At 66.3% G+C, this 25884-nt stretch carries 21 protein-coding genes; 7 read left to right on the top strand and 14 right to left on the bottom strand.

The annotated features are described in order from the left end of the window. Positions 1-81: 81 nt before the first annotated feature. The 10 genes from C7455_RS01970 to C7455_RS01925 all read right to left on the bottom strand — a co-directional run bounded on the left by C7455_RS01970 (position 82) and on the right by C7455_RS01925 (position 8940). Positions 82-1113, bottom strand: coding sequence for a LacI family DNA-binding transcriptional regulator (locus tag C7455_RS01970; RefSeq protein WP_109664755.1), 1032 nt, complete (start codon positions 1111-1113; stop codon positions 82-84). Between the two features lie 201 nt (positions 1114-1314). After that, entirely contained in the window at positions 1315-1941 is a 627-nt protein-coding gene (locus tag C7455_RS01965) for a flavin reductase family protein (protein ID WP_245904183.1), read from the bottom strand. Beyond that, positions 1934-2854, bottom strand: coding sequence for a LysR family transcriptional regulator (locus C7455_RS01960; RefSeq protein ID WP_245904182.1), 921 nt, complete (start codon positions 2852-2854; stop codon positions 1934-1936). Before C7455_RS01960 ends, C7455_RS01965 begins: the two co-directional genes overlap by 8 nt. Beyond that, the gene (locus C7455_RS01955) at positions 2851-3489 is read right to left on the bottom strand and encodes an aspartate/glutamate racemase family protein (protein ID WP_109664753.1); all 639 of its coding nucleotides are present in this window, start codon (positions 3487-3489) and stop codon (positions 2851-2853) included. The genes C7455_RS01960 and C7455_RS01955 overlap by 4 nt, the downstream gene beginning before the upstream one ends. After that, positions 3486-4943, bottom strand: a complete 1458-nt coding sequence (gene hydA / locus C7455_RS01950) for a dihydropyrimidinase (protein WP_109664750.1) — start codon at positions 4941-4943, stop codon at positions 3486-3488. The genes C7455_RS01955 and hydA overlap by 4 nt, the downstream gene beginning before the upstream one ends. A 14-nt stretch (positions 4944-4957) precedes the next feature. Further along, positions 4958-5884, bottom strand: a complete 927-nt coding sequence (locus C7455_RS01945) for an N-carbamoyl-D-amino-acid hydrolase (protein WP_109664747.1) — start codon at positions 5882-5884, stop codon at positions 4958-4960. 34 nt (positions 5885-5918) lie between these two features. Beyond that, positions 5919-6584 (bottom strand): amino acid ABC transporter permease, encoded by a 666-nt coding sequence (locus C7455_RS01940; RefSeq protein ID WP_109664744.1) that lies wholly within the window; start codon positions 6582-6584, stop codon positions 5919-5921. Positions 6585-6587: 3 nt separating this feature from the next. Continuing rightward, positions 6588-7268, bottom strand: a complete 681-nt coding sequence (locus C7455_RS01935; protein ID WP_109664741.1) for an amino acid ABC transporter permease — start codon at positions 7266-7268, stop codon at positions 6588-6590. Positions 7269-7272: 4 nt separating this feature from the next. Continuing rightward, a complete protein-coding gene (locus tag C7455_RS01930; protein WP_170118972.1) occupies positions 7273-8001 on the bottom strand; it encodes an amino acid ABC transporter ATP-binding protein in 729 nt (242 codons plus the stop codon). Between the two features lie 78 nt (positions 8002-8079). Then, entirely contained in the window at positions 8080-8940 is an 861-nt protein-coding gene (locus C7455_RS01925; protein WP_109664735.1) for a transporter substrate-binding domain-containing protein, read from the bottom strand. Positions 8941-9288: 348 nt separating this feature from the next. Here C7455_RS01925 and C7455_RS01920 point away from each other — a divergent pair, with 348 nt between their 5' ends. Further along, positions 9289-12012: an HAD-IC family P-type ATPase gene (locus tag C7455_RS01920; protein WP_109664733.1), complete on the top strand. Its 2724-nt coding sequence runs from the start codon at positions 9289-9291 to the stop codon at positions 12010-12012. A gap of 16 nt (positions 12013-12028) precedes the next feature. Here C7455_RS01920 and C7455_RS01915 read toward each other — a convergent pair whose 3' ends face one another. Genes C7455_RS01915 through C7455_RS01900 form a run of 4 tightly spaced genes read right to left on the bottom strand, consistent with a single transcriptional unit; the run spans position 12029 to position 18949 of the window. Then, entirely contained in the window at positions 12029-14542 is a 2514-nt protein-coding gene (locus C7455_RS01915; RefSeq protein WP_109666071.1) for a cation:proton antiporter, read from the bottom strand. Positions 14543-14597: 55 nt separating this feature from the next. Continuing rightward, complete coding sequence (locus C7455_RS01910; RefSeq protein WP_109664730.1) at positions 14598-15455, bottom strand: DMT family transporter; 858 nt, start codon at positions 15453-15455, stop codon at positions 14598-14600. Beyond that, the gene (locus C7455_RS01905) at positions 15452-17770 is read right to left on the bottom strand and encodes a PIG-L family deacetylase (protein WP_109664727.1); all 2319 of its coding nucleotides are present in this window, start codon (positions 17768-17770) and stop codon (positions 15452-15454) included. Before C7455_RS01905 ends, C7455_RS01910 begins: the two co-directional genes overlap by 4 nt. A gap of 9 nt (positions 17771-17779) precedes the next feature. Further along, positions 17780-18949 carry an ROK family transcriptional regulator gene (locus tag C7455_RS01900; RefSeq protein ID WP_109664724.1) on the bottom strand — a complete coding sequence of 390 codons (1170 nt, stop codon included), beginning with the start codon at positions 18947-18949 and terminating at the stop codon, positions 17780-17782. A 123-nt stretch (positions 18950-19072) separates the two neighbouring features. Here C7455_RS01900 and C7455_RS01895 point away from each other — a divergent pair, with 123 nt between their 5' ends. From C7455_RS01895 to C7455_RS01870, 6 genes are all read left to right on the top strand, one after another. Continuing rightward, positions 19073-20332, top strand: coding sequence for an extracellular solute-binding protein (locus C7455_RS01895; protein WP_109664721.1), 1260 nt, complete (start codon positions 19073-19075; stop codon positions 20330-20332). 78 nt (positions 20333-20410) lie between these two features. Beyond that, a complete protein-coding gene (locus C7455_RS01890; RefSeq protein ID WP_109664718.1) occupies positions 20411-21358 on the top strand; it encodes a carbohydrate ABC transporter permease in 948 nt (315 codons plus the stop codon). Between the two features lies 1 nt (position 21359). Then, positions 21360-22244: a carbohydrate ABC transporter permease gene (locus C7455_RS01885; RefSeq protein ID WP_109664716.1), complete on the top strand. Its 885-nt coding sequence runs from the start codon at positions 21360-21362 to the stop codon at positions 22242-22244. Further along, entirely contained in the window at positions 22241-23728 is a 1488-nt protein-coding gene (gene argH, locus C7455_RS01880) for an argininosuccinate lyase (protein WP_109664713.1), read from the top strand. Before C7455_RS01885 ends, argH begins: the two co-directional genes overlap by 4 nt. Then, positions 23725-24792 carry an ABC transporter ATP-binding protein gene (locus C7455_RS01875; protein ID WP_109664710.1) on the top strand — a complete coding sequence of 356 codons (1068 nt, stop codon included), beginning with the start codon at positions 23725-23727 and terminating at the stop codon, positions 24790-24792. Before argH ends, C7455_RS01875 begins: the two co-directional genes overlap by 4 nt. After that, on the top strand, positions 24789-25847 hold the full coding sequence (locus tag C7455_RS01870) for a dipeptidase (RefSeq protein WP_109664708.1): 1059 nt from the start codon (positions 24789-24791) through the stop codon (positions 25845-25847). The genes C7455_RS01875 and C7455_RS01870 overlap by 4 nt, the downstream gene beginning before the upstream one ends. Positions 25848-25884 lie beyond the last annotated feature (37 nt).

Raw genomic sequence — 25884 nt, 5'->3', positions numbered from 1 at the left:
TGGATGTTGCGTGTCCGGAAGGCTAAGCGCCGGGCCTCTCTTGCGTCAAGATTTTTCTTTACGCGCGTAAATTCCCAACACTCAGGCCGAGGCACGCAGGATCAGGCGCGCGGGGATCAAGGTCTCTTCGCGGGTCGAGAAACGGCCGCCCGCCTCGATCAGGGAAAACAATGTTGTCATGCACTTGTCGGCCACCAGCTCGTATTCATGCGCAGCCGTGGTCAGCGCGGGACAGGTGAAGCGCGAGAACGGGTGATCGTCATGCGAGGCGACGCGCAGCGCGCAACCCTCGCCCCGACCGATCCGCAATCCGCGCTCGTAGCAGGCGGCAAGAACGCCGATGGCGAGTCGGTCGTTGCTGCACAGCACCGTGTTGGTGGGCAACGGCCAAGCGTCGATCACCCGATGCATGCCGCGGCGGCCGATCTCCTCGAACCCCCAGCCCTCGCCGTCGACCTGGATCACATGCGGCTCCAGCCCGGCGTCGGCCATGATCTTGAGATAGGCGTTGCGCCGTTTGTTGGCGTTGGGGTTTGCGGGGGTGCGCATCTCGAAGAAACAGGGCGGCGTGCCGGAGCGGCACAGGTAATCCACCGTCTGCTGGACGAAGCTGACATTGTCGGAGCCGACGAAGGCCTCGCCCATACCTTCGATATTGCTGTCAAATAGGACCGTGGGCACGTCGCGGCAGAAGCGTTCGACCGCGCTTCGGTCCGAGAGGCGGCCCAGCGGCGCAAGGAAAACGCCCGCAGGTTTCAGCGCGGTCAACCCCTCGAGGATTTCAACCTCCAGCTTTTGCTGACCGTGCGAAGAATAGAGGATCGGGGAAAAACCCGCGTCGATGCACCGCCTCTCGATGATGCGCGCTATCTCGGCAAAGAAGGGGTCGGCCAGATAGGGCACCACGATCCCGACATTCTTGGTCAAGCTGCGGTTTTGGTTCATCGCAAAGATGTTGGGGCGGAAGTCATGGCGCGCCAAGGCCTCCTCGATCCGCTCGCGGGTGCGCGACCGCACGCTGGCGGGATCGTTGAAATACTTGGATATGGTCGGACGCGACAGCCCGCTGAGCGCCGCGAATTCCTCCATGTTCCTGATCTTCTGGCCGCTCATCTATGGTGCCTCATGGTCGGTGCTGGCCGTGGCCCGGTCACGCTCACCTTTACTCCGATCTTTCGCAAAATGATGGCGCGCGTAAAGTTTTTTCTGGTGCACCCTGCGACCGACCCCATCCTGACGCGAAACGCCAACAGGTTATGGCGCGAAACGCGGCAAGGGAAAAGCCGCTCCATTGGGCGGGGTTACGGGGCCCGCTCAGATCGCGGGCGGGATCTTGTGGCGGTCGACCTCGACCAGCCGGGCGTAGCGGTCGGCAAAAAGCCGCGCGACCGGGTAGTCGCCGCCCCAGTCCACATACCAGGTGTCGGGATCGATCAGCCCGTCGCGGCAGGCCAGCCCGACCGCCTCGCCCACGAGAATCTCGCGCTCGGCGCTGAAGGACAGGCCGACCACCCGCCGACATTCCAGCGCCGCAGGCGCATCGGCCAACCGGGGCGGGGCGACATGGGCAGAGGGGGCCAGCTTCAGCCCCAGACGCTCGGGCTCGGACACCTCGGGGCCGACCTTTGCCGCGGATCGCACCATCGGCTCCAGCATCGCCTCGGACACAAGATTGATGACGAATTCGCCGGTCTCGCGGATGTTGCGGGTCGTGTCCTTCATGCCGCCATCCGCATGATGTTCCAGCCCCAGCACCACCAGCGCCGGGTCCTGCCCGAAGACATTGAAGAAGGAAAACGGCGCCGCATTCACCACGCCCGCGCGGCTGATCGTCGTGACCCATGCTATGGGACGCGGCAAGACCACGGCGGTCAGCAGCTTGTAGCGGGTCGCGGGCGGCAGCGCGGACAGGTCGATGGACATCGGGGTGGCCTCAGGCATGCAGGCGCCGCAAGGGCGCGTCGAACAAGGGGCGCAATGCCGCGACAAAGGCGGTCACCAACTGGCTGCGCGGCACGCCGCGCCGCGTCAGCAGCGCCACGCGGATGGCACAAGCCGGGTCGAAAGGCCGGATCTGCACCTGAGGGCGGGCAAGGCAATGCGCGGTGAACGGGTCCACGATGGCATTGCCCAAGCCATGGTTCACCAGCTCGGCGGCGGTCGAGACATAGCGCACCTCGATATGGGGCAGGTAGCCGTGACCATGCTGCTGAAAGGCCGCGCGCAGCTGGCTGCCCAGTTTCGAATCCACCTCCAGCCCGATGAAGGGGCGGTCGATCAGGTCGTCGGGCGTGATCGACGGGCGCGCCGTCAGATCATCCGCGACCAGCGCGACCATCCGCGTCTCGTGCAGGGTCTCGGCATGGAGCGACGGGTAGCTTTCCGACGTGATGGCGATCCCCAGATCGGCGCGCCCGCTGTGCACGGCCTCCACCACATGTTCCAGCCGCCGCACATCGAAAGATACGGAAACATCAGGGCGTTCAGCCAGCAGATGCTTGAGCGCTAGCGGCGCGATCGTGTGGCCGATGGGGGGCGTTGCGATGATGCGCAAACGGCCGAGCAGGCCCTGCCTTATGTCGCGCGCGGTCTTGGTGAACCCCTGCAGCATGGAAAACATCGGCCGGATCTCGGTGAACAGCGCCTCGGCCTCGGCGGTGGGCGTCATCCGGCGCGATGTCCGCTCGAACAGCACGATGCCCAGTTGTGCCTCGAGCTGGCGCAGCCCGGCCGACACGGCGGGTTGCGAGATGCCCAGGGCCTCGGCGGTTTCCACCGTGGTGCCGCCCCGCATCATCGCGGCGAAAATCTCCAGCAGGCGCAGGGAAATCTCGGGCGTGGCGCGCGCGCTCACGGCTGGACAGCCCCCAGCGCCATGGCGCAGGCGGCCTGCACCGGGTCGATAACCACGATGCCGAGGGCAGCCTCCAATGCCCGCTTTCGCGGCGCGAACCCGGCGCAGCCCGGCACCAGCGCGCCCGCCCCCATATCGCGGAGCCGCATCCCGATCTCGACCGTGCGGGCGAAAACCTCGTCGGAATGGCCCGCATCCTCGGCGCTGACCCCGCCAAGGTCCAATTCACCCGCCAGCCGCCCCATCACCCCCATGGTGCGCATCTTGCGCATGTGGCGCGGGACGGATTTCGGGCCAAGCGCCACGATCCCGAACCGGTCAGCACGGGCGAGGGCCGTCAGGATGCCCGCCTCCTGTATCCCGATCACGGGCTTGGTCGTCAGGCTGCGGGCCAGATCAAGGCCGGGGTCCGAGAAACAGGCGATGACATAGGCATCCGCGCCCGGGTCGGCCATGATCCGTTCGGCGACGCGGATACCGGCGCGGGCCACGTCCTCCTCGGTCATGATGGTGGCGGGGGACTCGGTGATGTCGACGCAGTCGAAGGTTGCGCCCTGAAACCCTGCCAGCGCGTCGCGCAGACCCTGGGTGACCACGGCAGAGGAATTGGGGTTGATGACAAGGATGCGCGTCATGGCCGGATCATGGCTCCGAAATTGGTGGCGGGGTCCATTTCGGGCACCACGGGCGCGCTTGGCGGCACGGCATAGGGCGCGCGGGCGATGAAGCGGCCCCTGCCCCTGTCGGCTTTCAATTCGCCACCCTCGACGATTGTGTCGCCCCGGTTCATCACATGGACCGGCCAGCCGGTCAGGCGCATCCCCTCGAACGGGGTGTAATCCATCGCGTCATGCTGATCCTTGGCCGTGACCACACGCGTCTCCTCGGCATCCCAGATGGCGATGTCGGCATCATATCCCGGCAGGATCGCGCCCTTGTGCGTGACGCCAAAGACGCGCGCGGCATTGGCTGAGGACAGCGCCACGAACTGTTGAAGCGTGATGCGCCCCGCCACCACCCCTTCGGAAAAGAGATAGGGCAGACGCGCGGCAATCCCCGGCATCCCGTTGGCGATGGCCGGATAGGGCGGCGTTGGGCCCTTCACGAATTTGCCCGTCTCATCGAACCGGTAGGGCGCGTGATCGGACGACACGCTGTCAAAGGTGCCGGTGCGGGCATGGCGCCAGAGCACATCTTGCGTGGCCGCATCGCGGAGCGGCGGGGAACTGATGTATTTCGCCCCCTCCATCCCGGGACGGTCGAGATCGTCGCGGGTGAAGGCCAGATATTGCGGGCAGGTCTCGGAATGGATCGGCAGGCCCGCCGCGCGGGCGCGCGCCACAAGTTCCGCCCCCTCGGGCGTCGAGACATGGACGATGAACAGCCCTGCGCCGACCAGCGTGGCCAGCGAAATGGCGCGGTTTATCGCTTCGGCCTCGGCGATGCCGGGGCGGGAAATGGCATGGTATTTCGGCGCGGTCAGACCGGCTTCGGCCAGCCGCGCGTTCATCCATTTGACCATGTCGTTGTTTTCGGCATGCACCATGGTCAGCGCGCCGTGCTTGCGTGCGACGGTCAGGATGTCGAGCATGCCCTTGTCGCCAAGGTTCATCAGGTCATAGGTCATGAAGACCTTGAAGGACGTGATCCCTCGGGCGAAGGCGCGCGGCAATTCCTCCTCCAGCACCGATGGTGTCGGGTCGGAAATGATAAGGTGATAGGAATAATCCAGCACCGAATTGGGCGCGGCCCGCCCGTCATAGGTGGCGACGACATCATCGACGGATTGCCCCCGATGCTGCGCGGCAAAGGGGATGAAGCTGGAATTGCCCCCGAACGCCGCCGAGACGGAGCCGGTGTAGTAATCATCGGCCGACATCAAGCCGGCCGAGCTTTCTTGCGCGATATGGGCATGGGCCTCGATCCCGCCGGGCACGACGATCCGGCCAGCAGCGTCGATCCGGCGCACGCCGCCCGCGATCTTGTCCGCCATGGCCGTGATGCGCCCGGCCGTGATGCCGATGTCGCCCACCCATGTCTCATGCGGGGTGGCGATCGTGCCGCCGTGGATGACCGTGTCGAAGTCCATACCCTGTCGCCCCCTCAAACCTCGAGCTTGACGCCCGTCTGTGTCCCGATGCGCTGATAATGCTCGATCCGGCGGTGACGTGCAAAGTCGAAGACGGTCGCCTTGCCGAATGCGCAGCGGTCGAAATCGCATTCAGCCACGATCAGCTCGTCGCCCTCGGTCACGGCGCGGGCGATCACCTCGCCATCGGGGTCCACAATGATCGAGCCGCCCATCAAGTGATGCCCGTCCTCGTCGCCCGCCTTGGCCACGCCCACCACATAGGTCGAATTCTGATAAGCCCCCGATTGCAACGACAGATCGGAATGGAACAGGCGCTGGCGCAGCCCCTCGCCACCCTTCTGGCTGTTCACGGATGGCGTGTTGTAGCCGATGGTGATCAACTCAACCCCTTGCAGGCCCATCTCGCGGTAGACCTCGGGCCAGCGGCGGTCGTTGCAGATCGCCATCCCCATCACCACGCCCTCGTTGCGCCAGACCGGAAAGCCCAGATCGCCGGGTTCGAAATAGCGCTTTTCAAGGTGCTGGTGCGTGCGTTCGGGATCGTATTCCACATGACCCGGCAGGTGGATCTTGCGGTAGATGCCCACGATGTTGGCCTGCCGGTCGGTGACGAGCGAGGTGTTGAAATGATGCCCGTCATCCGTCAGTTCGGCGTAGCCAAAGGTAAAGGCGATGCCCAGTTCGCGGCCCAGATCGAACAGGGGTTGCGTCTGGGGGCCGGGCATTTCTTTCTCGAACCAATGATCCATGTCGGCCCGATCCTCGGCATACCAGCGCGGGAAAAAGGTGGTCAGGGCAAGCTCGGGGTAGACCAGCATGGTCACGCCCTGCGCATGTGCCTGCTGCATCAGGTCGAGCATCCGGGCCACGACCGCCTCGCGGGTGTCAGCCTTCTGGATCGGGCCCATCTGGGCACCCCCCACGATCATCTTGCGCATTCTGTCTGTCCTCCTCGGAGAATTGGGATGTGGTTCATACGGCCAGCTTGCGCTGGTAGCGGCTGACGAGCCGCACCAGCGGCCACAAGAAGGCCAGATAGATCAGCGCCGCCATCACGAGCGGCGAGGAATTATAGGTGAGCGAGCGCGCCATATTGGCCGAGTAGAGCAACTCGGCCAGCGACACGACGGAGGCAAGCGAGGTCAGTTTCACCACCTCGACCGTGTTCGACAACAAATCGGGGAGCACGTTGCGCACGGCTTGGGGCAACACGACATAGGCCATCGCCTGCGCCGAGGTCAGCCCGGTGGCGCGCGCGGCCTCGGTCTGGCCGGCCGGGATGGACTGGATGCCCGCGCGGTAGATTTCCGCGTAATAGGCTGAATTGTTCAGGAAGAACGCGACCGCCACGGCGGCGAAGGGCGAGATGTCCAGCCCCGCAAAAGGCAGACCGGAATAGATGAAGATGAGCAGCACCAGCGGCGGCACCGCGCGCAGCACGTCGATCACCACAAAGGCCGGCCAGCGCAGCCAGCGTGATTTGGCCATGGCGAGAAACGACAAGAACAGCCCGCCGACCAGCCCAAGCCCGATCACCACCGCGCACAGTTGCGCGGTCATCCAAAGCCCCTGTTTCAGCAAGGGCCAGGTGCGCAGCATCACCTCGACGTTCAGGAACAGGCGGATGAAATCCTCCATCGCTCAGACCTTCCACGCGTAGCGGTGTTCAAGGATGCGGGTCAGGATGACCAGCGGCAGGAACACGATCACATAGGCGATGGCCCCCATCGTCAGCGGAGCCGCCGAACCCGTGAAGCTTTGCGCGGTCGAGGCGACGGCGAGTATTTCCGACACCCCGATCACCGACCCCAGCGCCGTCATCTTGGAGATCGCCAGCACCCGGTTGACGAGCGGCGGAATGGCCAGCCGGATCGCCTGCGGCAGCGCCACATGGATCAGCGTCTGGGTGAACCCAAGGCCGGTGGCGCGCCCCGCCTCCCACTGACCACGGGCGACCGAGGTGAGGCCCGCCCAGAAGATTTCCTCGGCAAAGGCGGCAAGGACAAATCCCAAAACGAGGATCAGCACCAGCGGACCCGACAGCCGGACGCCCAAACCCGGAAGGCCGAAATACATGATCAGGATCAGGACCAACGGCGGCAGCGCCCGGCCAAGGTCGGCAAACACGATGATGCACAGGTTCACCACCCGGTTTCCGTAGGATCGCAGGCAGGCCAGCAACAGGCCGAGGGTCAACCCCAGCGCGATCACGGCGGCGGCCAACCAGATCGTGACCCAGACGCCCGCCAGCATGTCGGGCAGATAGCGCGCGAAGATCGCGCCGTTGAAGAAGGTGTTGAGAAAGCGGTCGAGGCCGTCCATCGCGCTAGCCCCGGACGCGGGACAGGAAGGCGCGCGTACGCTCGGCCTGCGGGTTGGTGAAGATCGCCTCGGGCTGGCCTTCCTCGACGATCACGCCGCCATCCATGAAGATCACGCGGTCGGCCGCCTCGCGCGCGAACCCCATCTCGTGGCTGACAACCAGCATGGTCATGCCGCTGGTACGCAGATCCTTCATCACCGCCAGAACGGAGCCGACCAGTTCGGGGTCCAGCGCGGATGTGGGCTCATCAAACAGCATCACCTTGGGATCAAGCGCCAGCGCGCGGGCGATGGCCACGCGCTGTTGCTGGCCGCCCGAAAGCGCGCTTGGCATGGCGTCCGACTTGTGCCGCAGGCCCACCCGGTCGAGCATTTCCAGCGCGCGCGCGCGCGCCTCGTCCTTGGACCGGCCCAACGCTTTGACCTGCGCCAGCATGACGTTTCCGACCGCATCCATATGCGGGTAGAGGTGAAAGCCCTGAAACACCATGCCGAGGTTCAGGCGCATCTTGTTGAGCGCACGCGGCGAACAGGCGGTAATGTCGGCCCCATCGATCAGAACCGAGCCCGAGGTTGGTTCCTCCAGCCGGTTGCAGCAGCGCAGCATGGTCGATTTGCCCGACCCCGAGGGGCCGATGACGAAGACAAGCTCGCCCTGCCCCACGCGCAGATGGATGTCGTGAAGCACCGTCAGGTCCCCGAACCGTTTGTTCAGGCCAACCAGTTCGAGCATTGGGCGTGTCATGAAGGGGGCAGTCCTCGGGTCAAAAGATGCCGCACCCGGACCAAGGCCGGGCGCGGCGGGTTCGGCTCAGCCGAAGGTGCACGACGGCGCGTGGTCGCTTTCCTGATAGCCGGTAAAGCCCGGAACGCCATAGCCCAGCGTCGGTGTCACGATGGTGGTTCCCTCGACGGGGGTGACCCCGAACCAGCGCTCGGACAGTTCGGCCAGCGCGCCCTCCATCTTCAGGCATTCCAGCACGCTGTCGATCAGGTTGCGGGTCGCCACATCGTCCTGCCGAAAGGCCAGCGCCCAGACCAGCCCGGTCTCGATCTCGTAGGACAGATCGACCGCCGGGTTCTGCAAGGCGGCCCAAGCCGAAACGGTGTTGCCGCCAAGGTTGGCATCGGCGCGGCCCGTCGCCACCGCCTCGACCGCATCGGTGTTGGTGCCGAAAGGCACGACCGTCCAGCCGTATTCCGCCGCACCTTCATCCAGATAGGTGTGATAGGCCGAGCCCCGGTTGACCGCGATGGTCAGGCCGCGGAAATCGTCGAGCGTGGTGCGCGGCTCGGACCCGGCAGGCACGACAAAGGCAAAATTGGTGTCCATGAACCCTTCGGTAAAGAGCAGGTTCTCGGCCCGTTCGGCGTTCACGGTCACAGGCGCCATCAAGAAATCATAGGTGCCCGCCTGCAGCGCAGGGATGAGGCCCGAGAACTGGGCGGCATCCAGCACCATCTCCGCGCCAAGACGATCCGCGATCAATGTGGCGAGGTCCACGTTGAAGCCTTCGACGCCGCCCGACAGGCTGGGCATGGCATGCGGGGCAAAGGTGCCATCCAGCGCCGTGCGGTAGCTGGGCTGGATCTCGGCGGTCTGGGCTTGGGCGGACAGGGTGGTGGCGGCAAGGCTCAGCGCCACGAGGCCCCCGGTATGGGCAAGTTTCATCGCATCTCTCCTGTTCAGGGCTGTCGGGCTTTCGCAACCCGTGGTGCCACGACCAGACCAAACCACGCGCAGATGATGCGCAGCAATATAAATGAACATTTTATGACTTCTGAAAACATAAGCTGAAGTTATAATGATGGATAATGTGGCATCAAAGGTCCCAACCGCTTCCCCACGCGGCAGCCTTGGAACGCATCAGCCGCACAGCCTCCTGCGATGCCGCCTCCGCAACGGTGCCGTCCCTGTCACAGCGTCGCGCCCGACTCTTCAGATACGCCACGACACGCGCAACCTGATCGCGGGCCGTGTTCGGTTGCGGTCCTGCCCGGAAAGAGTATCCTTGCCGCCATGCCCACCGATGACACGAACCGACCCGGCGTCAAGATCCTGACCGCCCATGCCTTGCCCGTGGCCGAGGTCCTGAAGGCACTCGACAGCACGGAGGCGGGGCTGTCGGCCACACAAGCCGCACAGCATCTGGCCGACCACGGCCCGAACCGCCTGCCCGCATCCAAGGCGCGAAACCCGATCCTCCGGTTTCTGGCCCATTTCCACAACACTCTGATCTATGTGCTGATCGCAGCCGCCTGCGTCACCGCCATGCTGGAGCATTGGGTGGATACCGGCGTGATCGTGGCCGTTGTGGTCGCCAACGCCTTGATCGGCTTCATCCAGGAGGGACGGGCCGAACAGGCCATGGCGGCGATCCGCGACATGCTGGCACCGCGGTCGGCGGTCCTGCGCGACGGGAAAAGGACCAGCCTGGACGCCGCCGAGCTTGTGCCGGGGGATGTCGTCTTGCTGGAGGCGGGCGACAGGGTGCCGGCCGACCTGCGGGTGCTTCAGGCGCGCGGGCTTAAGGCGGAGGAGGCGATCCTGACCGGCGAATCCGTGCCCGTCGACAAGACCGAGGCCGCCGTCGCCCCCGACGCGGCGATCGGCGACAGGGGCGGCATGCTTTTTTCCGGCACGCTGATCGCGGCGGGCACGGCGCGCGGGGTCGTCACCGCGACAGGGCGCGACACCGAGATCGGGCGCATCAGCGGCCTTCTGGGCAGCGTCGAGACGCTGACCACGCCGCTGGTCGCGCAGATGGACCGCTTTGCCCGCTGGCTGACGCTGTTCGTGCTGATCGTGGCCGCCAGTGTTCTGGCCTACGGCTACTATGTCGGCCAGATGGCGTTTGCCGATCTGTTCATGGCCATTGTCGGCCTGTCGGTCGCAGCGATCCCCGAGGGGTTGCCGGCGGTGCTGACGATCACGCTGGCCGTCGGCGTGCAGGCGATGGCCCGGCGCAACGCCATCGTCCGCCGCCTGCCCGCCATCGAGACGCTGGGGGCTGTCTCGGTGATCTGTTCCGACAAGACCGGCACGCTGACCCGCAACGAGATGATGGTGGCAGCCCTTGCGACGGCGGGCGGCACCTATCTTGTCGAGGGCGAAGGCTACGCCCCCACGGGCGTGCTGCGCTGGAACGGGGCCGAGGCCGATCTGCACGACCACCCGGTGCTGCACGACTTCGCCCGAGCCGCCGCGCTGTGCAACGATGCCACGCTGCATCCCACTGACGCGGATTGGCGCGTCGAGGGCGACCCGATGGAAGGGGCGCTGCTGGCGCTGGCCGGCAAGATCACCGGCGCAGACACCCCCGCCACGGCAGGCATGACCCGGATCGACGCCATCCCGTTCGACGCCGCGCACCGCTACATGGCGACCCTGCATGCCGACGCGGCGGGCGCGCGCACGATCCATGTCAAGGGCGCGCCCGAGGCGGTGCTGGCGCTGTGTGCCGATCAGCGTGGGTCGGATGGCACGCCCGAACCGCTCGATCCCGATCACTGGACTGCGATGGTCGAAACCCTCGCCGCCGAGGGTCAGCGGGTGATCGCAGTGGCGCTGCGCGCTGCGGCCCCGGATCAAGACCGCCTCGACGCAAGCGAGCTCACGGAAAGCCTGACCCTGATCGGCCTGATCGGCCTGATCGATCCGCCCCGCCCCGAGGCGATCGTGGCCGTGGCCGAATGCCATGCGGCGGGCATCCGGGTGAAGATGATCACGGGCGACCATGCCGCGACCGCGCGCGCCATCGGCCGCCTGATCGGGTTGCAGAACGGCGACACTGTGCTGACCGGCGCCGAGATCGACCGTCTCGACGACGCGGCGCTGGCCGAGGCGGCGGTGACCACCGACATCTTCGCCCGCACGTCGCCCGCCAACAAATTGCGGCTGGTGACCGCCTTGCAAGCGCGCGGGCTGACGGTCGCGATGACGGGCGACGGGGTGAACGACGCGCCCGCGCTGAAACGCGCGGATGCGGGCATCGCCATGGGCCTCAAGGGCAGCGAAGCTGCCAAGGAGGCCGCCGAACTGGTGCTGGCCGACGACAATTTCGCCTCGATCGCCGCAGCGGTGCGCGAGGGGCGCACGGTCTATGACAACATCAAGAAGGTCATCAGCTGGACCCTGCCCACCAATGCGGGCGAGGCGCTGACCATCATCCTTGCGCTGTTTGCGGGGATGGCCCTGCCGATCACGGCGGTGCAGATCTTGTGGGTCAACCTTGCCACCGCCGTTACGCTGGGGCTTGCGCTGGCCTTCGAGCCCTCCGAGCCCGGCACGATGCGCCGTCCGCCCCGTCCGCGCCACGCGCCCTTGCTGACGGGCGCGCTGGTCTGGCAACTGGTGCTGGTCTCGACCCTGTTCGTGGTGGCCGTTTTCGGTGTCTTTCTCTACGCGACCCAAGCCGGCCATCCGGTCGCGCTGGCGCAGACCATGGCGATGAACACGCTGGTGGTGCTCGAGATCTTCTACCTGTTCTACGTCCGCAACATGCACGGCACGTCGCTGACCCTGACGGGGGTGCGCGGCACGCCCACGGTCTGGGCCTGCGTGATCGGGGTGACGCTGGCGCAATGCGCGGTCACCTACCTGCCGCCGATGCAGGCCATATTCGGCACGCAAGCCGTGCCGCTGGTCGACGGGCTGCTCATCTTGGCGGTCGGCGTGGTGTTCTTCGCGCTGATCGAGGTCGAGAAACAGATGCGGCTGGTGTTGCGCGACAGCGCGGTCTGACGCAGTCCGGGCGCTGTCAGGCGGCGTTTTCCACCTCGGACAACAGCGCCTCGGTCGAGATGCCGCGTTTCTCGGCGCTGGCAAGCACGGCGGTCTGCAATGTCTCGCTGCGCGACAGAAGGCGCCGGAACCGCGCCTCGTCGAGCACCAGCAGCGTGGACGGCGCAATCGCCCGCACCTCGGCGCGGCGGGCCTTTTTCAACAAGATCGCCATCTGCCCGAACATCTCGCCCCGGCCCAGCCGCCAGCTTTGGCCCGCGACCTCCAGCTCGACTGCGCCTGAGGCGATGAAGAACACGCTTTTCGCCACCCCGTCCTTTCGGATGATGACATCTCCCGCATTGGCATAGCGCGTCTGAAAGGCACGCCCCAGACGTTTGAGCGCTACTTCGTCGAGATCCGAGAACAGCGGGAACTGGCGCACCAGTTCCGAGCGCTGCAAGGTGATGTCGAGCCGCGGGCGCACCTCCACCCCTGCCCTGCGGGCGTCGAGATCCTCCATCAAGGTCGTGTGCACCTCGGCCCCGATCAGACCGTCATCACGCATGGCGGCATATTCGCGTTCCTCCAGCCGCAGCGCGGTGCGGCGGATGAAGCGGCGCTCCAGTTCCTCGGCATAGCCGGGATATTGCAGGCGCAACCCCTCCAAAGCGGTCTCGACCGCCTCGACCCGACGGGTCAGCAATTCCTGCAAAAGATCGGCCACCCGGCGGCCATGGATGCGGCGGATGCGGGCGTCGATGAACCCGTCCAGATCGCGCAGGATCAGGCGCTGCGACAAGAGCAGTTCAAACCGGTCGGCGGTCATCTGTGCCAAGGGCGCGGACAGGCGCAACCGGCTGTGCAACATCACCGCAGCACGGAAGCCTTTGCCATAGGCGACGCTGCGTCGCGCCGCGCGCTGGTAGCCGCTGCGGCCATTGGTGCGCGCGCCCTCGATCAAGCGGTCGGCATCCGACAGCACCCGGTCGGCCATCCGGGCCGAAATAGTGCGGTCGCGCACCCGCGCAAGGATCGTGTCGCGCTCATGGCCCGACAGCGCGATCAGGCCCAGCGTGATGCGGTCACGATCAAGGATATAGGCGCCATCCTCGGCCGCGTTCACCGCCTCGTCCAGCCGGTCGCCGAAACGTTTCGCCTCACTGCGCACGATCTCGCGGGTCAGCTCATAATTCTCGGTCGTCTTGGCCACATCCTCGCGCACGGTCTGCAGCGCCACGGCGACCACCTGCCGCGACAGCGCCTCGTCGATGGCGGACAGACGGTCGAGGCCGAGCTTGTGGATCACCCACCGCAGCGTCGTGCCCTGCACGATCAGCGTGAACAACACGAAGCCCGTGGCAAGGATGCCGACCAGCCGCTTGATCTCGATCGGCACGCGGAAGCTTTCGGTCACGGCAAGCGCCAGCGCCAGCGTCACGGCGCCGCGCAACCCCCCCCACAAGATCGCCACGCGGTAGGGCCGTTCCACGGCGGGCGAGATGCGCGCCAGTGTCAGGAGGGGCAGAAGACCGAACAAGATCACCAACCGTGCCGCGATCGCCGCCACGATCACCACGGCGATCAGCACCACATCGCCCACCCGCACTTCTTCAAGGATGCGCGGGATCAGGAGCGCCGCAAGGATGAAGATCAGCGCCCCCGCCCAATAGGCCAGCAGATCCCAGACCTCGCGCAGGTTGGCCCAGGCCTGCGGCGGCAAGCGCCCCGGCCCGGCTAGGTTCAGCGTCAACCCCGCGGCAACCACCGCGATGACGCCCGAGGCGCCGATGCTTTGTTCCGCTCCGATATAGGCGAGATAGGGCAAGGCGACCGAGATGGAGATCTGCGCCCGCTCGAAGCGCGCGAACCGCGCCATCACCCAGATCGCCAGCCGCGCGGCCAGCCAGCCGGTCAGCGCGCCGCCCGCGATCAGCAGCGGAAAGCGCGCCAGCGAGGCCCCCAGCTCGGGGTCGGGCAAGCCCAGCATGACATAGCCCATGAACAACCCGAAGAGCGCGATGGCGGCGGCATCGTTGAGCAGGCTTTCCCCCTCGATGATCCGCGCCAGCCGTTGCGGCGCCGAGATCGAGCGGAAAATCGAGACCACCGCCGAAGGATCGGTCGTCGACACGATCGCCCCGATCAGAAGGCAGGCCGCCAAGGGCAGCGCGCTGGCCCAGAACAGCGCATAGCCCACCCCCAGCGTCGCCACCACGACCGCCACCACCGCCAGCACGAGGATCGGCACCCAATCGTCCAACATGCGGCGCAGGTTCATGCCCAGCGTGGCCTGAAACAGCAGCGTCGGCAGGAAGACATAGAGAAACACGTTCGACCGAATCGGCAGACCAAGGATCGCCTCGGCGGCCGGGTTCAGCGCATCGGTCAGGTCCGTGCGCAGAAAGAACAGCGCGCCGCCCCCGATCATGAGACCCAGAACCGCCAAAATCACGCTTTGCGGCAGCGCAAGCCGCGCCGCCAACGGCTCGGAGGCGCCGATCACGAGGAACAGCGAGGTGATGACCGTGGTGACAAGAACGATGTCCATGCTCTTGACATAGCACATCAAAACGATGCCGCACCGCGGAAACCCGCTTTTTCTCCTAACGCGCGCGGGTTACCGCCAGATTGGCCGCAAGGATCAGCACGGCCCCCGCCAAAAGCGGCCAGCCCGGCACTTCGGCGAAAAAGAAGAACCCCGCCGCCGTCGACAGCACCAGCGACAGGTAGGAGACGGGGCCTAGCACCCCAGCCTCCCCCAGCCAATGCGCGCGGATGAAGCACAGCTGTGCAAGTTGCGCGGCGATCCCGACAATGATCAGGAACGGCCAGTGTTCGGCCGCAACGGGTTCCCACAGCCACAGCGCGAAGGGCGCCATGACCAGTCCGATGCCTGCGGTGTAGACCAGCATCATCACGACCTCGGGCGTGCCCTTGAGCCGCCGTGTGACGATCACCGCCAGCGTTCCCGTCGTGACGGCAAGCACCAGCGCGGCCAGCCCCCAACTTGCTGCGATGGTTCCCGGCGAGGCCGCGATCAGCGCGCCCACCATCGCAACACCCGCCGCCACCCAGCGGCGCGGCGTGATGCGCTCGGACAACAGCAGCGCCGCCAGCACCATCAACAGGATCGGACGGGTGAAGTTGAGCGCCGAAAACACCGCGAAGGGCACCCGCGCGATGGCATAGAAGGATGCCGCGAGCGTCAGTGCCGACAAACCCACGCGCAAAGCCTGCAGCGGCCACTGCGCGCCATGTCCCAACAGGCCCCGGTCGCGCCAGACCCAGGGCAAGATCACGACCAGCCCCACCACCACACGCAGGAACACGATCTGGACCGAGGGGTAATCGGCGCCCACCGCCTTGACGATGCTGAGCGCCCAGATGTTCAGCCCCATATCCGCGATCAGCCAGCCTGCGCCGCGCAGATTGTCTGACCGGGGCGGCGCGGGGTCGCTCATCCGCGTCCGCGCAGGCCCAACAGGTTGGCCATCAGCCGGTAGGCCCCGGGGACAAGGCAGGCCATCTGGTGGTGCAGGTTCAGCGCAACATGCGCATGACAGCCGCGCCCCACTGCGCCCACCAGCAGTCCGCCATCGAGCGGCAGCTCATCGGGGTCGGCCATCCGAAGGATCGAGGTGTATTCGGGGGCCCAGCTTTTGGCGAAATAGAGCCCCCGCTCCTTGTGCCAGCCCTGCCAGTCGGTTTGCGTGATCGTATTGGGGCCGGTCAGCACCGGATGATCCGGTTCGAGCACCTCGACCGCCGCCTTCGCATCGGTGATCCGCCAGCGCAGCGAGGGCTGGCCGATCTCCAACCGCGCGGGCGGCGTCGCCTCGGGCGTCCAGTCATCCCACGGACGGTGATAGAGTGTGACCAGCGTGCCGCCCGCGCGCACCCAGTCATTCAGCCGCCCCACGGCGGGTTTCAGCGCCGGGCGGAAGCGGTAGGCGAAAACACCCACCAGCACCGTGTCAAACCCGTCGAAGGCATCAGGCCGCGCCAACCCGACATCCTCCAGATCGGTCACATCCATCCCCGCCGCGCGCAGCCAGACCGCCGCCCGGTCATTGCCCGCCCCGATATAGGCGATGCGCGCATCAGGCAGCGCCACATGGGCCAGCCCCACCGATACGACGGCGGGCGCGTGATTGACGCGCAGCGGCACATGGTCATGGGCGATCTTGCGCAGCGTGCGTGCAGGCTGGCCATCAAGGGTAAGCGGCAGCACGCGCAGCCCCTCGGGCACGTTCTCGGGCAGGGTAAGCGTCACGGCATCGCCAACCCAGTCCTGCGCCCAGCCTGCGGGCAGATCGAAGGCAGGCGCGCCGGGACTGCGCGCGCCGACGCTGAGGTCGATCCGGCGGGCGGGCGTGGCAAGGTTCACGAAGGCGCGCGCCTCGGACAGGTGGGCGCGGGTGCCGGGCAGCGTCACCAGCGGCACCTCGAACGGGACCGCGCTGTGGCTTGTCACCCCCTTGACGGTAAGCGCGACCGACAGGGCGGGCGCGCGTGGCGACAGCGGGTCGTAGCTGTCGGGATAGGGGTCGGTGGGTGGCGCGTCAGAGGCGGCGGCCAGCCCCTCTGGCGTCACCGACAGGCCGGGGGCCGGGACCAGGGCGATTTCGGCGAAGACGCCGGGCAGTTCCGCGATCTCGACACTGACCGCCACCGTCTCGCCCGGTGCGATCAGCGACCGGGCGGGCCGGGCGCGGGCTTCCACGCCCGAAGTCAGGCGGATCAGCCGCGCCAGTTGCGCCATCTTGCGAGAGACCCGATGGGCATGGACCGGCGCGACCGGGGCGGTGTCGAGCATGCTGAACGCCCGGCTCGCCGCCCGGCACATGGCGGGCAGATCGGGAAAGGCGGCCAGCGCCGCGTCGAGGGCCTGCTGCGCCGCGTCCAGCCCCAGATCGCCCAGCGTGCGCGGCAGGTTGTCGGTCACGCCATCGCTGTCCGCCCCCACCCGCGACCACGCCAGATGAAGCGGCCAGTCCCGCTCAGCCCCGACCGCGACCCAACTGCCCATGCCCTGCGTACGGTGGAACTGGCGCGACCATTGGCCCATGCGCGCATGGCTCATGCCCAGCATCGGATCGCGCCCGCGCCCGGCGACCGTCACCGTGGCAGGCGGCGGCGGCACCTCGTCGTCATAGGCCCCGCCCGCGCCGGACCATGCGGGCAGATAGAGTTTCGACACCTGCCAGACCGGCAGGTCGGAGCCCGCGAAACCCGGATCGGCCGCGGCCGCGATCACCGCATGGGCCGCCGCCGTCATCGCGCGGTGATGGCCGTGCTGGCCGGGAATGTCGAGAAAGGTCGGGCAGATGATGTCGGGCCGGTCGATGCGGAGGATCTCGACGAAACGGGCCATCAGACGTGCGCGGCCCCAGATGTCCATCGTCTCGGCGCCGGACTTGGAGAAACGGAAATCGGTGATGCTGTCCTCGGCGGATTGCCCGTGCCAGTAGAGCCGCATGTCCAGCACCTCGGCGGCGCGCTCCATCTCGGCGGTCCTGAGCGTGCCCAGATCGCTGCCCGCCTCAAGCCCGATGTCGTTCTGCCCGCCCTCGCCGCGCGTGGAACAGGCGTAGGACAGGTTCACGCCGTCGCGCAGCCAAAGTGCTGCCAGCATCGCGCTGGTCTCATCATCGGGATGGGCGCCCGTGTTCATGAACCCCACAACCGACCGCAGCCCCGCCATGGCGCGCCAGATGCGCGCGATCAGCGGGTCCTGCGCTTCGGACAGGATGCGGGTCTGGATCGGGTTGGGCATGAATGGGTCCTAGGAAGGGGCGACAAGGCGCGGCGAAAGGGCGGTGTTCACGACCAGCGCCGCCGCCCCCAGCGTCGCCGCCCGCCGCCCCACGCGCCCCGCGATCAGACGCGGATGGCGCCGGTCGGGGCGGTTGGCGACGGACAGGGCAGGCAAGGGCGTGCGCGCGACCAGATCGGCGAGGATGACGGGCGGAAGTGCACCGGTCAGCACGATGGTTTCGGGATCAAGCAGGTTTTCGAGGATCTGCACCGCATGGCCAAGGGCAGCACTCGCCTCCTCCAGCCAGTCGGCATAGGCGGGTGGACACGCGGCATGCAGCGTCTCGAGGTCCTCGACCGTCTCGGTCCGCAACCCTGCGTCGGCGAGACGACGCGCCAGCGCCATCCGGCTGGCCAGATCCTCCAGCCGTTGCACACCGCCGCGCGCGGGCACCGGGATATGCCCGATCTCGCCCGCATTGCCGAAGGCGCCGCCAAAGACAGCCCCGCCCGCGACCAGCCCAAGACCAAGACCCGCGCCGAAATAGAGACAGGCGAAATCGTCGATCCCTTGGGCCGCCCCCATCACGCGCTCGGCCATGGCGGCGGTGTTGGCGTCGTTCTCGACCGTGACCGGCAGGCCCAGCGTCCGTTCCAGCGCGGCCCGCGCGTCGATTTCCGCCCAGCCCGGCAATTCGGTCGCCAGCCCCGACAGGCCGGTGCGACCGACCGGGCCCGGCATGACCACACCCGCCCCGATCAGCGCATCGATGGCCACGCCCGCACCCTGCCCGCGGGCCAGCAGGCGCTCCAGCACGGGCAGCACATCCTCGGGGCGTGCGCGCGACAGCGCGATCCGTTCGCCATGCAGAACATGGCCCGACATGTCGATCCATGCCGCCAGCACCGCATCGGGCCGGATTTCCACGCCCAGCGCCGCGCCCGCCTCGGCCCGGATGGCATAGGTCACCGCCGGCAGCCCGCGCTGGCCCAGACGGCGACCGGCCTCCACCACCCAGCCTTCGGCCAGCAGGTCCGAGATGATGTTGCTGACCGCCTGCGTGCTGAGGCCCGAGGCGCGCGCGATTTCCGCCCGGCCCGCCTCGCCCTCGCGGCGGATATGGCCCAAGACCAGCCCCCGGTTGTACAGCCGGCTGCGTTCCGCGTTCGATCCGGGCGTGAGAAGGGTCGAGGCCATGCGCCACGATTAACTCAACTCACTTGAAGGTTCAACGGCGCTGCGCTAGCGTCGCGTGCAAGCCACAATCCATCAACGAGCCGGACCGCCCCAAAAGGCCCGCGCCATCAGGGAGATCGACACATGCACCGCAGCTTCCGCACACCGCTGGCCGCGCTGGCCACCTCTGCCGCCGCCCTGTCCCTTGCGCCCATGGCGCAGGCGCAGGAGGTCACGATCCAGTACTGGCAGTATTTCTTCGAGGCCCGCGTCACCGCGATGGAGCAGCTGATCGAGAATTTCGAGGCGGCCAATCCCAACATCAACGTCGAGATGACGCATTTCCCGCTGGCCGATTACCGCACCCGCACCGCCATCGCCGTGCCCGCGGGCGAAGGTCCCGACGTGGTGCAGCTGTTCTATGGCTGGCTCAACGACTACATCGACGAGGGTCTGATCCAGCCGCTGCCTGCCGACCGGTTCTCGGCCGACATGATCCAGTCCGAGTTCTTTCCGATGGTCAATGCGATGGAGCGTGATGGCGCATACTACGCGCTGCCCACCGCCGTGCGCTCGCTCGCACTGTTCTACAACGAGCGCATCCTCGAGGATGCGGGCATCGAGGTTCCGACCACGCTGGACGAGCTTGTCGCAGCCTCCATCGCCGCGACCGAACGCGACGGCGCGGGCAACGTGACGCGGGTCGGCCTGACCACCGGCATGACCGCGCAAGACCACCACTGGTTCCGCGAGGTGCTGATCCGCCAGTTCGGCGGCGAGCCCTATCTCGATAATTACGAGACGGTGAATTACGACACCGATGCGGGCCGTGCGGCGCTCGATTTCTACGTCGGGTTGCAGACACAGGGCGCAACCCAGTCGGGCTTCATGGACGAGCCGCAAGCGGCGTTTCGGTCGGGACGCGCGGCCTTCCACATCGACGGGTCCTTCCGCATCGGCGCGCTGGAAGGCGAGCGGGGCCTGCGCTGGGGCGTGGCCGAGTTGCCGTCCGGGCCGGACGGGGCGCAGTCGAATTACGCCTCCTATTGGGTGAACGCGATCACCTCTTCTGCAGAGGGGCCGGAATACGAGGCCTCCGTGCTGTTCATGGAATACCTCACCTCGCCGGAGGCGATGGAGATCTGGCTGGAAGTGGTAGGAGAGTTGCCCGCCCGTGTTGCGGTCGGCATGACCGACGAGATCGCCAATGACGAGGTCTTCGGCCCCTTCGTGCGCGGTCTTGAATACGCCCATACCACGATCTTCGCCGACGAATCCGCGCAGCGGCAGGTGCTGGTCGACATGATCGAGCGCATCCAGCTGCAAGGCATGCCCCCCGCCGAAAGCCTGAGCGTGGCCGCGGCGGCCGAACAGGCCATCCTTGACAGCTATTTCGCCGATTGATCCCATCGCGGCCAAGGCCGGGGCAGCCTTTGTCCCGGCCCAGCCTTCCGACGCACAAAAAGGCCAAGGCATCGACCGATGGCAGTTGACCCGTCCGCCCATGACACCACCAAAGCCCCCAACGCCCCGCGCTGGGGTCTCTACGGCCGTCTGAGCGTCGGGCAAAAGCGCACGATCTGGGCCTGGACCTTTCTGGCGGTGCCGATCCTGTTCTACGTCATCATCCGCTTCTACCCGACCGGCAATGCCATGGTGCTGTCGTTTCAGGACTGGAACCTGCTGGGCGCGCGGACATGGACGGGGCTGGACAACTACACCCGGCTGTTCTCCGATCCGGTGTTCTGGCAGGTGTTCCGCAACACCTTCGCCTATCTGCTGCTGGGCACGCCCATCAGTCTCGTGATCTCCTTCGTGATCGCCTACCACCTCGACCAGGTGCGGTTCATGCATGGCACGATCCGGGCGCTCTATTTCGTGCCCTTCATGACCTCGGCCGTGGCGATGGCATGGGTCTGGCGCTGGTTCTACCAAGATGTGCCGATCGGGCTGTTCAACAACCTGCTAGCCACCGTGGGCATTCCGCAGGTCCGTTTCCTGAATTCAACGACCAACGCCCTGCCCTCGATCCTTGCGCCTGCGATCTGGGCCGGACTGGGGTTCCAGATCATCATCTTCATGGCGGGCCTGCGCGCCATCCCCCGCACCTTCTACGAGGCGGCCAAGATCGACGGTGTCTCGACCTGGACCGTGTTGTGGGAGATCACGCTGCCCCTGCTGCGCCCCACCATCGTCTTCATCGTGGTCCTGTCCTCCATCGGGTTCCTGCGCATCTTCGACCATGTGTTCAACATGACGAGCGCGAACCCCGGCGGGCCGCTCAATTCCACCAAGCCGCTGGTTTTGATGATCTACCAAAGCGCCTTTTCCAGCTTCGACATGGGCTATGCCGCCGCACAGACGGTGGTGCTGTTCGTGGTCTTGCTCATCGTCAGCCTGATCCAGCTGCGCCTGTTGAAGGACCGCTGACATGGCCGCGACCGATGACCTGACGATCCGCGCCACGTCCGACGCGCTGTTGCGCGCACAAGCGCCCAGAAAAAAGGCCAGCATGGCGCAGTTCATCCGCTGGGTGCTGCTGTTCGGCGGCGGCATCTTGATGGTGATGCCCTTGGCCTACATGATCTCGACCTCGATGAAATTCCCGTGGGAGGTCTACGAGATCGGCCTGATCCCCGAGGAACCGACGCTGGAGAACTACACCTATGTGCTTGAGGACGGGCGGTTCTTCGGCTGGTTCATCAACTCGCTCATCATCGCCACGATCACGACGCTCTCGGCGCTCTTTTTCGACAGTCTGGTGGGCTACACGCTGTGCAAGTTCAAGTTCCGGGGCCGCTACATCGTCTTCATCGCCATTCTGTCGACGCTGATGATCCCGACCGAGATGCTGGTGATCCCGTGGTACATGATGAGCCAGAGCTTCGGCTGGCTCGACAGCTACTGGGGCATCATGTTTCCCGGCCTGATGACGGCCTTCGGCGTGTTCTTGATGAAGCAGTTCTTTGAAACCGTGCCCGACGATTTCCTCGAGGCGGCGCGGATCGACGGGCTGAACGAGTTCCAGATCTGGTGGCAGGTCGCCATGCCGATGGTCAAGCCTGCGCTGGCGGCCCTTGCCATCTTCATCTTTCTCGGGAACTGGACGGCCTTCCTGTGGCCCTTGATCGTCACCACATCGCCCGCGCTCTACACGCTGCCCGTGGGCCTTGCCTCCTACGGGGACGAGGCCGATGTGGCGTGGGAGCTGATCATGACGGGGGCGGCGATTTCCACCCTGCCGACGCTGATCTTCTTCCTGATCTTCCAGAGGTTCATCATCCGGGGGGTCGTGATGGCCGGTCTCAAAGGATGACGGACACGTCCGTATTCCCCGATCCGGTCTACCGCGACACGGTGCTGGCACCCCTCTTCGAAGGGGTGAAGACACATTTCGCCGACCACATGGACGCGATCAACCGTGCGCATCTGGTGATGCTGGTGGAGACCGCCATCCTGGGCCGCGAGGACGGGCAGGCCATCGCCCATGCGCTTGACGCCATCGCGGCCGAGACGGACCCGGCTGCGCTGAGCTACACCGGCGAGCATGAGGATTGGTTCTTTCTGGTCGAGGCGGAGCTTAAGAAACGCATCGGCGATCTGGGCGGCGCTCTCCACACCGCGCGAAGCCGCAACGACATGGACCACACGCAATTCAAGATGGCGCTGCGCATCCGCGCGGAGGAGGCGCTGGCACGCCTGCTGCGGCTGGCGGGGGCGCTTCTCGACAAGGCGCGGGCGGAACGCGACACGCTGATCGTGGCCTATACCCACGGCCAGCCTGCCCAGCCCTCCACCTTCGGCCATTACCTTGCCGCGATGATCGAGGTGCTGCTGTCCGACGCCCGCCGGTTCGATGCCGCCATTGCCCCGCTCGACCTCTGCCCGATGGGCGCGGCGGCGATCACCACCAGCGGATTTCCCATCGACCGTGCGCGCATGGCGGACCTGCTGGGATTCACGTCGGCCAAGGTCAACGCCTATGGCTGCATCGCCTCGGTCGACTACGTCACCGGGCTCTACTCCGCGCTGAAGCTGCCGATGATCCATCTGGGCCGCGTGGTGCAAGACATGGCCTTCTGGTCGGCCTTCGAGGTTGGGCAACTGCATGTCCCGCGCAGCCTTGTGCAGATCAGCTCCATCATGCCGCAAAAGCGCAACCCGGTGCCGATCGAACATATGCGCCACATAGCGTCTGTCGCCGCCGGGCGCTGCGACGTGATCGTGAACACGATGCACAATACGCCCTTCACCGACATGAACGACAGCGAGGGCGAGGTGCAGCAGGCGGGCTATGGGGCGTTTGAGCATGCGGCCCGCGTGCTGGACCTGCTGACCGCCTTCCTGCCAGCCTGCTCGATCAATGCCGAGCGCGTCGCGCACACCACGGATGCGGCCTGCATCACCATCACCGAGCTTGCCGATACATTGGTGCGCGCCGAAGGCCTGAGCTTCCGGCAGGCGCACGAGATCGCAGCCGCCACGGCGCGGGCGGTGATCGCGGCCGGGTCGCCGCTAAAGCAGGGCTACGCCCCCTTCGCCACAGCCTTTGCCGAGGTGACAGGCCGCCCCCCTGCCCTGACCCAAGCCGCCTTCACGGATGCCGTGGACGCGCGCAGCTTCGTCACCCGCCGCGACCGGATCGGGGGGCCTGCCCCAGCGGCCCTCGACGCGGCCTTCGCCGATTATGACGCTACACTCGACGCGCTGAGCGCCGCACAATCCGCCCGCCTTGCCCGCCGCGCCGCAGCCGCCCTACGCCTCGACGCCGCATTCCAAGACCTGAAAGGCCGCCCATGACCCAACTGATCTTGCGCGACCTCGTGAAACGCTACGGCGATACCGAGGTGCTGCATGCGATCAACCTTTCGGTCGATCAGGGCGAATTCGTCGTCCTCGTCGGCCCTTCGGGCTGCGGCAAATCCACCACCCTGCGCATGATCGCCGGATTGGAAGAGATCAGCAGTGGCATCATCGAGATCGGCGGACGCGTGGTCAACAACCTCGAGCCCAAGGATCGCAACATCGCCATGGTGTTCCAGAATTACGCGATCTACCCGCACATGACGGTGCGCCGCAACATCGGCTTCGGCCTCAAGACCTCGAAACTGTCGAAACCTGAAAAGGACGCCCGCATCGACGAGGTCGCGGGCATCCTCGGCATGACCGAGTATCTGGAACGCAAGCCCGCGCAACTGTCGGGCGGCCAGCGCCAGCGGGTGGCCATCGGGCGGGCCATGGTGCGCGACCCGGCCGTGTTCCTGTTCGACGAGCCGCTGTCGAACCTCGATGCGCAGTTGCGAACTCAGATGCGGCTCGAGATCAAGAAACTCCACACCCGCGTGGGCAAGATGATGATCTTCGTCACCCATGATCAGGTCGAGGCGATGACACTGGCCGACCGGATCGTGATCATGAAGGACGGCCATATCCAGCAGATCGGCACGCCCGCCCAAGTCTATCATGAGCCCGCCAACACCTTTGTCGCCCAATTCATTGGCGCCCCTCAGATGAATCTGCTCGATGCAACAGGGACAGGCACGGGCGTGCGGCTCTGGAACGGGGCCGAGATCGCCGTGCCGGGGATCACGCTGGCGCCGGGGCGCAAGCTGCGTTTCGGCATCAGGCCCGAGGATCTGACATCGGGGGCGGAGGGGCTTTTGTCGGGCACCGTCACTGTGGCCGAGCCGCTGGGGGCTGAAACCCTGATCTATGTCGATGTGGGGGGCGTCGAGGTGACGGCCACCGCACCGGGCCGCACGCCACCCCGGGCGGGCGACAAGATCGGCCTGTCGCTGTCAGGCGAAGCCGCGCATCTGTTCGATGCAGACAGCGGCCTGTCGCTGCGCGCGGGGGGCGCATGACGATCCCCTTCTTCGACGGTCACAACGATTTCCTTCTGCGCCTGTCGCGCAAACCCGAGGCGCGGCGCGACCTGTGGCTGGGCAACACGGGGCAAGGGCATCTTGACCTTTCGCGCATGAAACAGGCGGGCTTTGCCGGTGGGCTTTTCGCCATTTTCGTGCCGCCGATCCCCTCGGGCAACGTCGCGGCTTTTGAAACCGGCATGCCCGACCCGCCCTATGCCAAGCCGCTGCCCCCCTTGATGGACCATGCCACGGCCCAGCCTGTGGCGCTGGCCATGGCCGGATTGCTGCACTGGATGGAACGATCGGCAGCGCAGGATTTTGCGCTCTGCCGCAGCTCAGTCGAGATCCGTGCGGCGATGGATACCGGCCGCATCGCCGCCGTGATGCATCTGGAAGGCGCCGAGGCGATCGGCCCCGACCTCGACGCGCTCCACCTGTTCCACGACATGGGCCTGCGCTCGCTGGGACCTGTCTGGAGCCGGCCGACGATCTTCGGCCATGGCGTGCCGATGGCCTTTCCGGGCAGTCCCGACACCGGGCCGGGCCTGACAGAGGCAGGCAAGGATCTTGTGCGGCTCTGCAACGAACTGGGCATCCTCATCGACCTGTCGCACCTGAACGAACAAGGCTTTGACGATGTGGCCCGCCTGTCGACCGCGCCGCTGGTCGCCACCCATTCCAACGCCCACGCGATCTGCCCCTCGACCCGCAACCTGACCGACCGGCAGTTGCACATGATCCGCGAACGCGGCGGGATGGTGGGTCTGAACTTCGCCACCTTCTTTTTGCACCCCGACGGCACGGGCGGCACCGATCTGGGCTGGGACGTAATGCTGCGCCATCTCGATCACCTCATCACCCATCTGGGCGAGGATCACGTCGGGCTTGGCTCGGATTTCGACGGGTGCACCGTGCCGGACCTGATCGGCGATGTGACCGGCGTCCCGCGCCTGTTGGGGGCGATGGCGGCGCATGGGTATGGTGCGGAGCTTGTGGGCAAACTGGCGATGGACAACTGGCTGGCCTGTCTGGATCGTTGCCTGAGGTAAAGGCGCGCTTGACACGGGCTTAAAATGATACTGATGT

Source organism: Roseicyclus mahoneyensis (assembly GCF_003148775.1).
Lineage (GTDB): Bacteria > Pseudomonadota > Alphaproteobacteria > Rhodobacterales > Rhodobacteraceae > Roseicyclus > Roseicyclus mahoneyensis.
The sequence above is the reverse complement of the archived record's forward strand: the minus strand, read 5'-3'. Positions and strand labels throughout refer to the sequence as shown.

Bases quoted from the DNA above. Each gene is read 5' to 3' on its own strand.
- C7455_RS01945 (WP_109664747.1), bottom strand. From the start codon at position 5,884: ATGCGCAAGATGATCGTGGGGGGTGCCCAGATGGGCCCGATCCAGAAG.
- C7455_RS01890 (WP_109664718.1), top strand. From the start codon at position 20,411: ATGGCAGTTGACCCGTCCGCCCATGACACCACCAAAGCCCCCAACGCC.
- C7455_RS01915 (WP_109666071.1), bottom strand. From the start codon at position 14,542: ATGGACATCGTTCTTGTCACCACGGTCATCACCTCGCTGTTCCTCGTG.
- C7455_RS01930 (WP_170118972.1), bottom strand. From the start codon at position 8,001: ATGCTCGAACTGGTTGGCCTGAACAAACGGTTCGGGGACCTGACGGTG.
- C7455_RS01925 (WP_109664735.1), bottom strand. From the start codon at position 8,940: ATGAAACTTGCCCATACCGGGGGCCTCGTGGCGCTGAGCCTTGCCGCC.
- C7455_RS01905 (WP_109664727.1), bottom strand. From the start codon at position 17,770: ATGCCCAACCCGATCCAGACCCGCATCCTGTCCGAAGCGCAGGACCCG.
- C7455_RS01955 (WP_109664753.1), bottom strand. From the start codon at position 3,489: ATGACGCGCATCCTTGTCATCAACCCCAATTCCTCTGCCGTGGTCACC.
- C7455_RS01900 (WP_109664724.1), bottom strand. From the start codon at position 18,949: ATGGCCTCGACCCTTCTCACGCCCGGATCGAACGCGGAACGCAGCCGG.
- C7455_RS01885 (WP_109664716.1), top strand. From the start codon at position 21,360: ATGGCCGCGACCGATGACCTGACGATCCGCGCCACGTCCGACGCGCTG.
- hydA (WP_109664750.1), bottom strand. From the start codon at position 4,943: ATGGACTTCGACACGGTCATCCACGGCGGCACGATCGCCACCCCGCAT.
- C7455_RS01920 (WP_109664733.1), top strand. From the start codon at position 9,289: ATGCCCACCGATGACACGAACCGACCCGGCGTCAAGATCCTGACCGCC.
- C7455_RS01895 (WP_109664721.1), top strand. From the start codon at position 19,073: ATGCACCGCAGCTTCCGCACACCGCTGGCCGCGCTGGCCACCTCTGCC.
- C7455_RS01970 (WP_109664755.1), bottom strand. From the start codon at position 1,113: ATGAGCGGCCAGAAGATCAGGAACATGGAGGAATTCGCGGCGCTCAGC.
- C7455_RS01935 (WP_109664741.1), bottom strand. From the start codon at position 7,268: ATGGACGGCCTCGACCGCTTTCTCAACACCTTCTTCAACGGCGCGATC.
- C7455_RS01875 (WP_109664710.1), top strand. From the start codon at position 23,725: ATGACCCAACTGATCTTGCGCGACCTCGTGAAACGCTACGGCGATACC.
- C7455_RS01965 (WP_245904183.1), bottom strand. From the start codon at position 1,941: ATGCCTGAGGCCACCCCGATGTCCATCGACCTGTCCGCGCTGCCGCCC.
- C7455_RS01940 (WP_109664744.1), bottom strand. From the start codon at position 6,584: ATGGAGGATTTCATCCGCCTGTTCCTGAACGTCGAGGTGATGCTGCGC.
- C7455_RS01870 (WP_109664708.1), top strand. From the start codon at position 24,789: ATGACGATCCCCTTCTTCGACGGTCACAACGATTTCCTTCTGCGCCTG.
- argH (WP_109664713.1), top strand. From the start codon at position 22,241: ATGACGGACACGTCCGTATTCCCCGATCCGGTCTACCGCGACACGGTG.
- C7455_RS01910 (WP_109664730.1), bottom strand. From the start codon at position 15,455: ATGAGCGACCCCGCGCCGCCCCGGTCAGACAATCTGCGCGGCGCAGGC.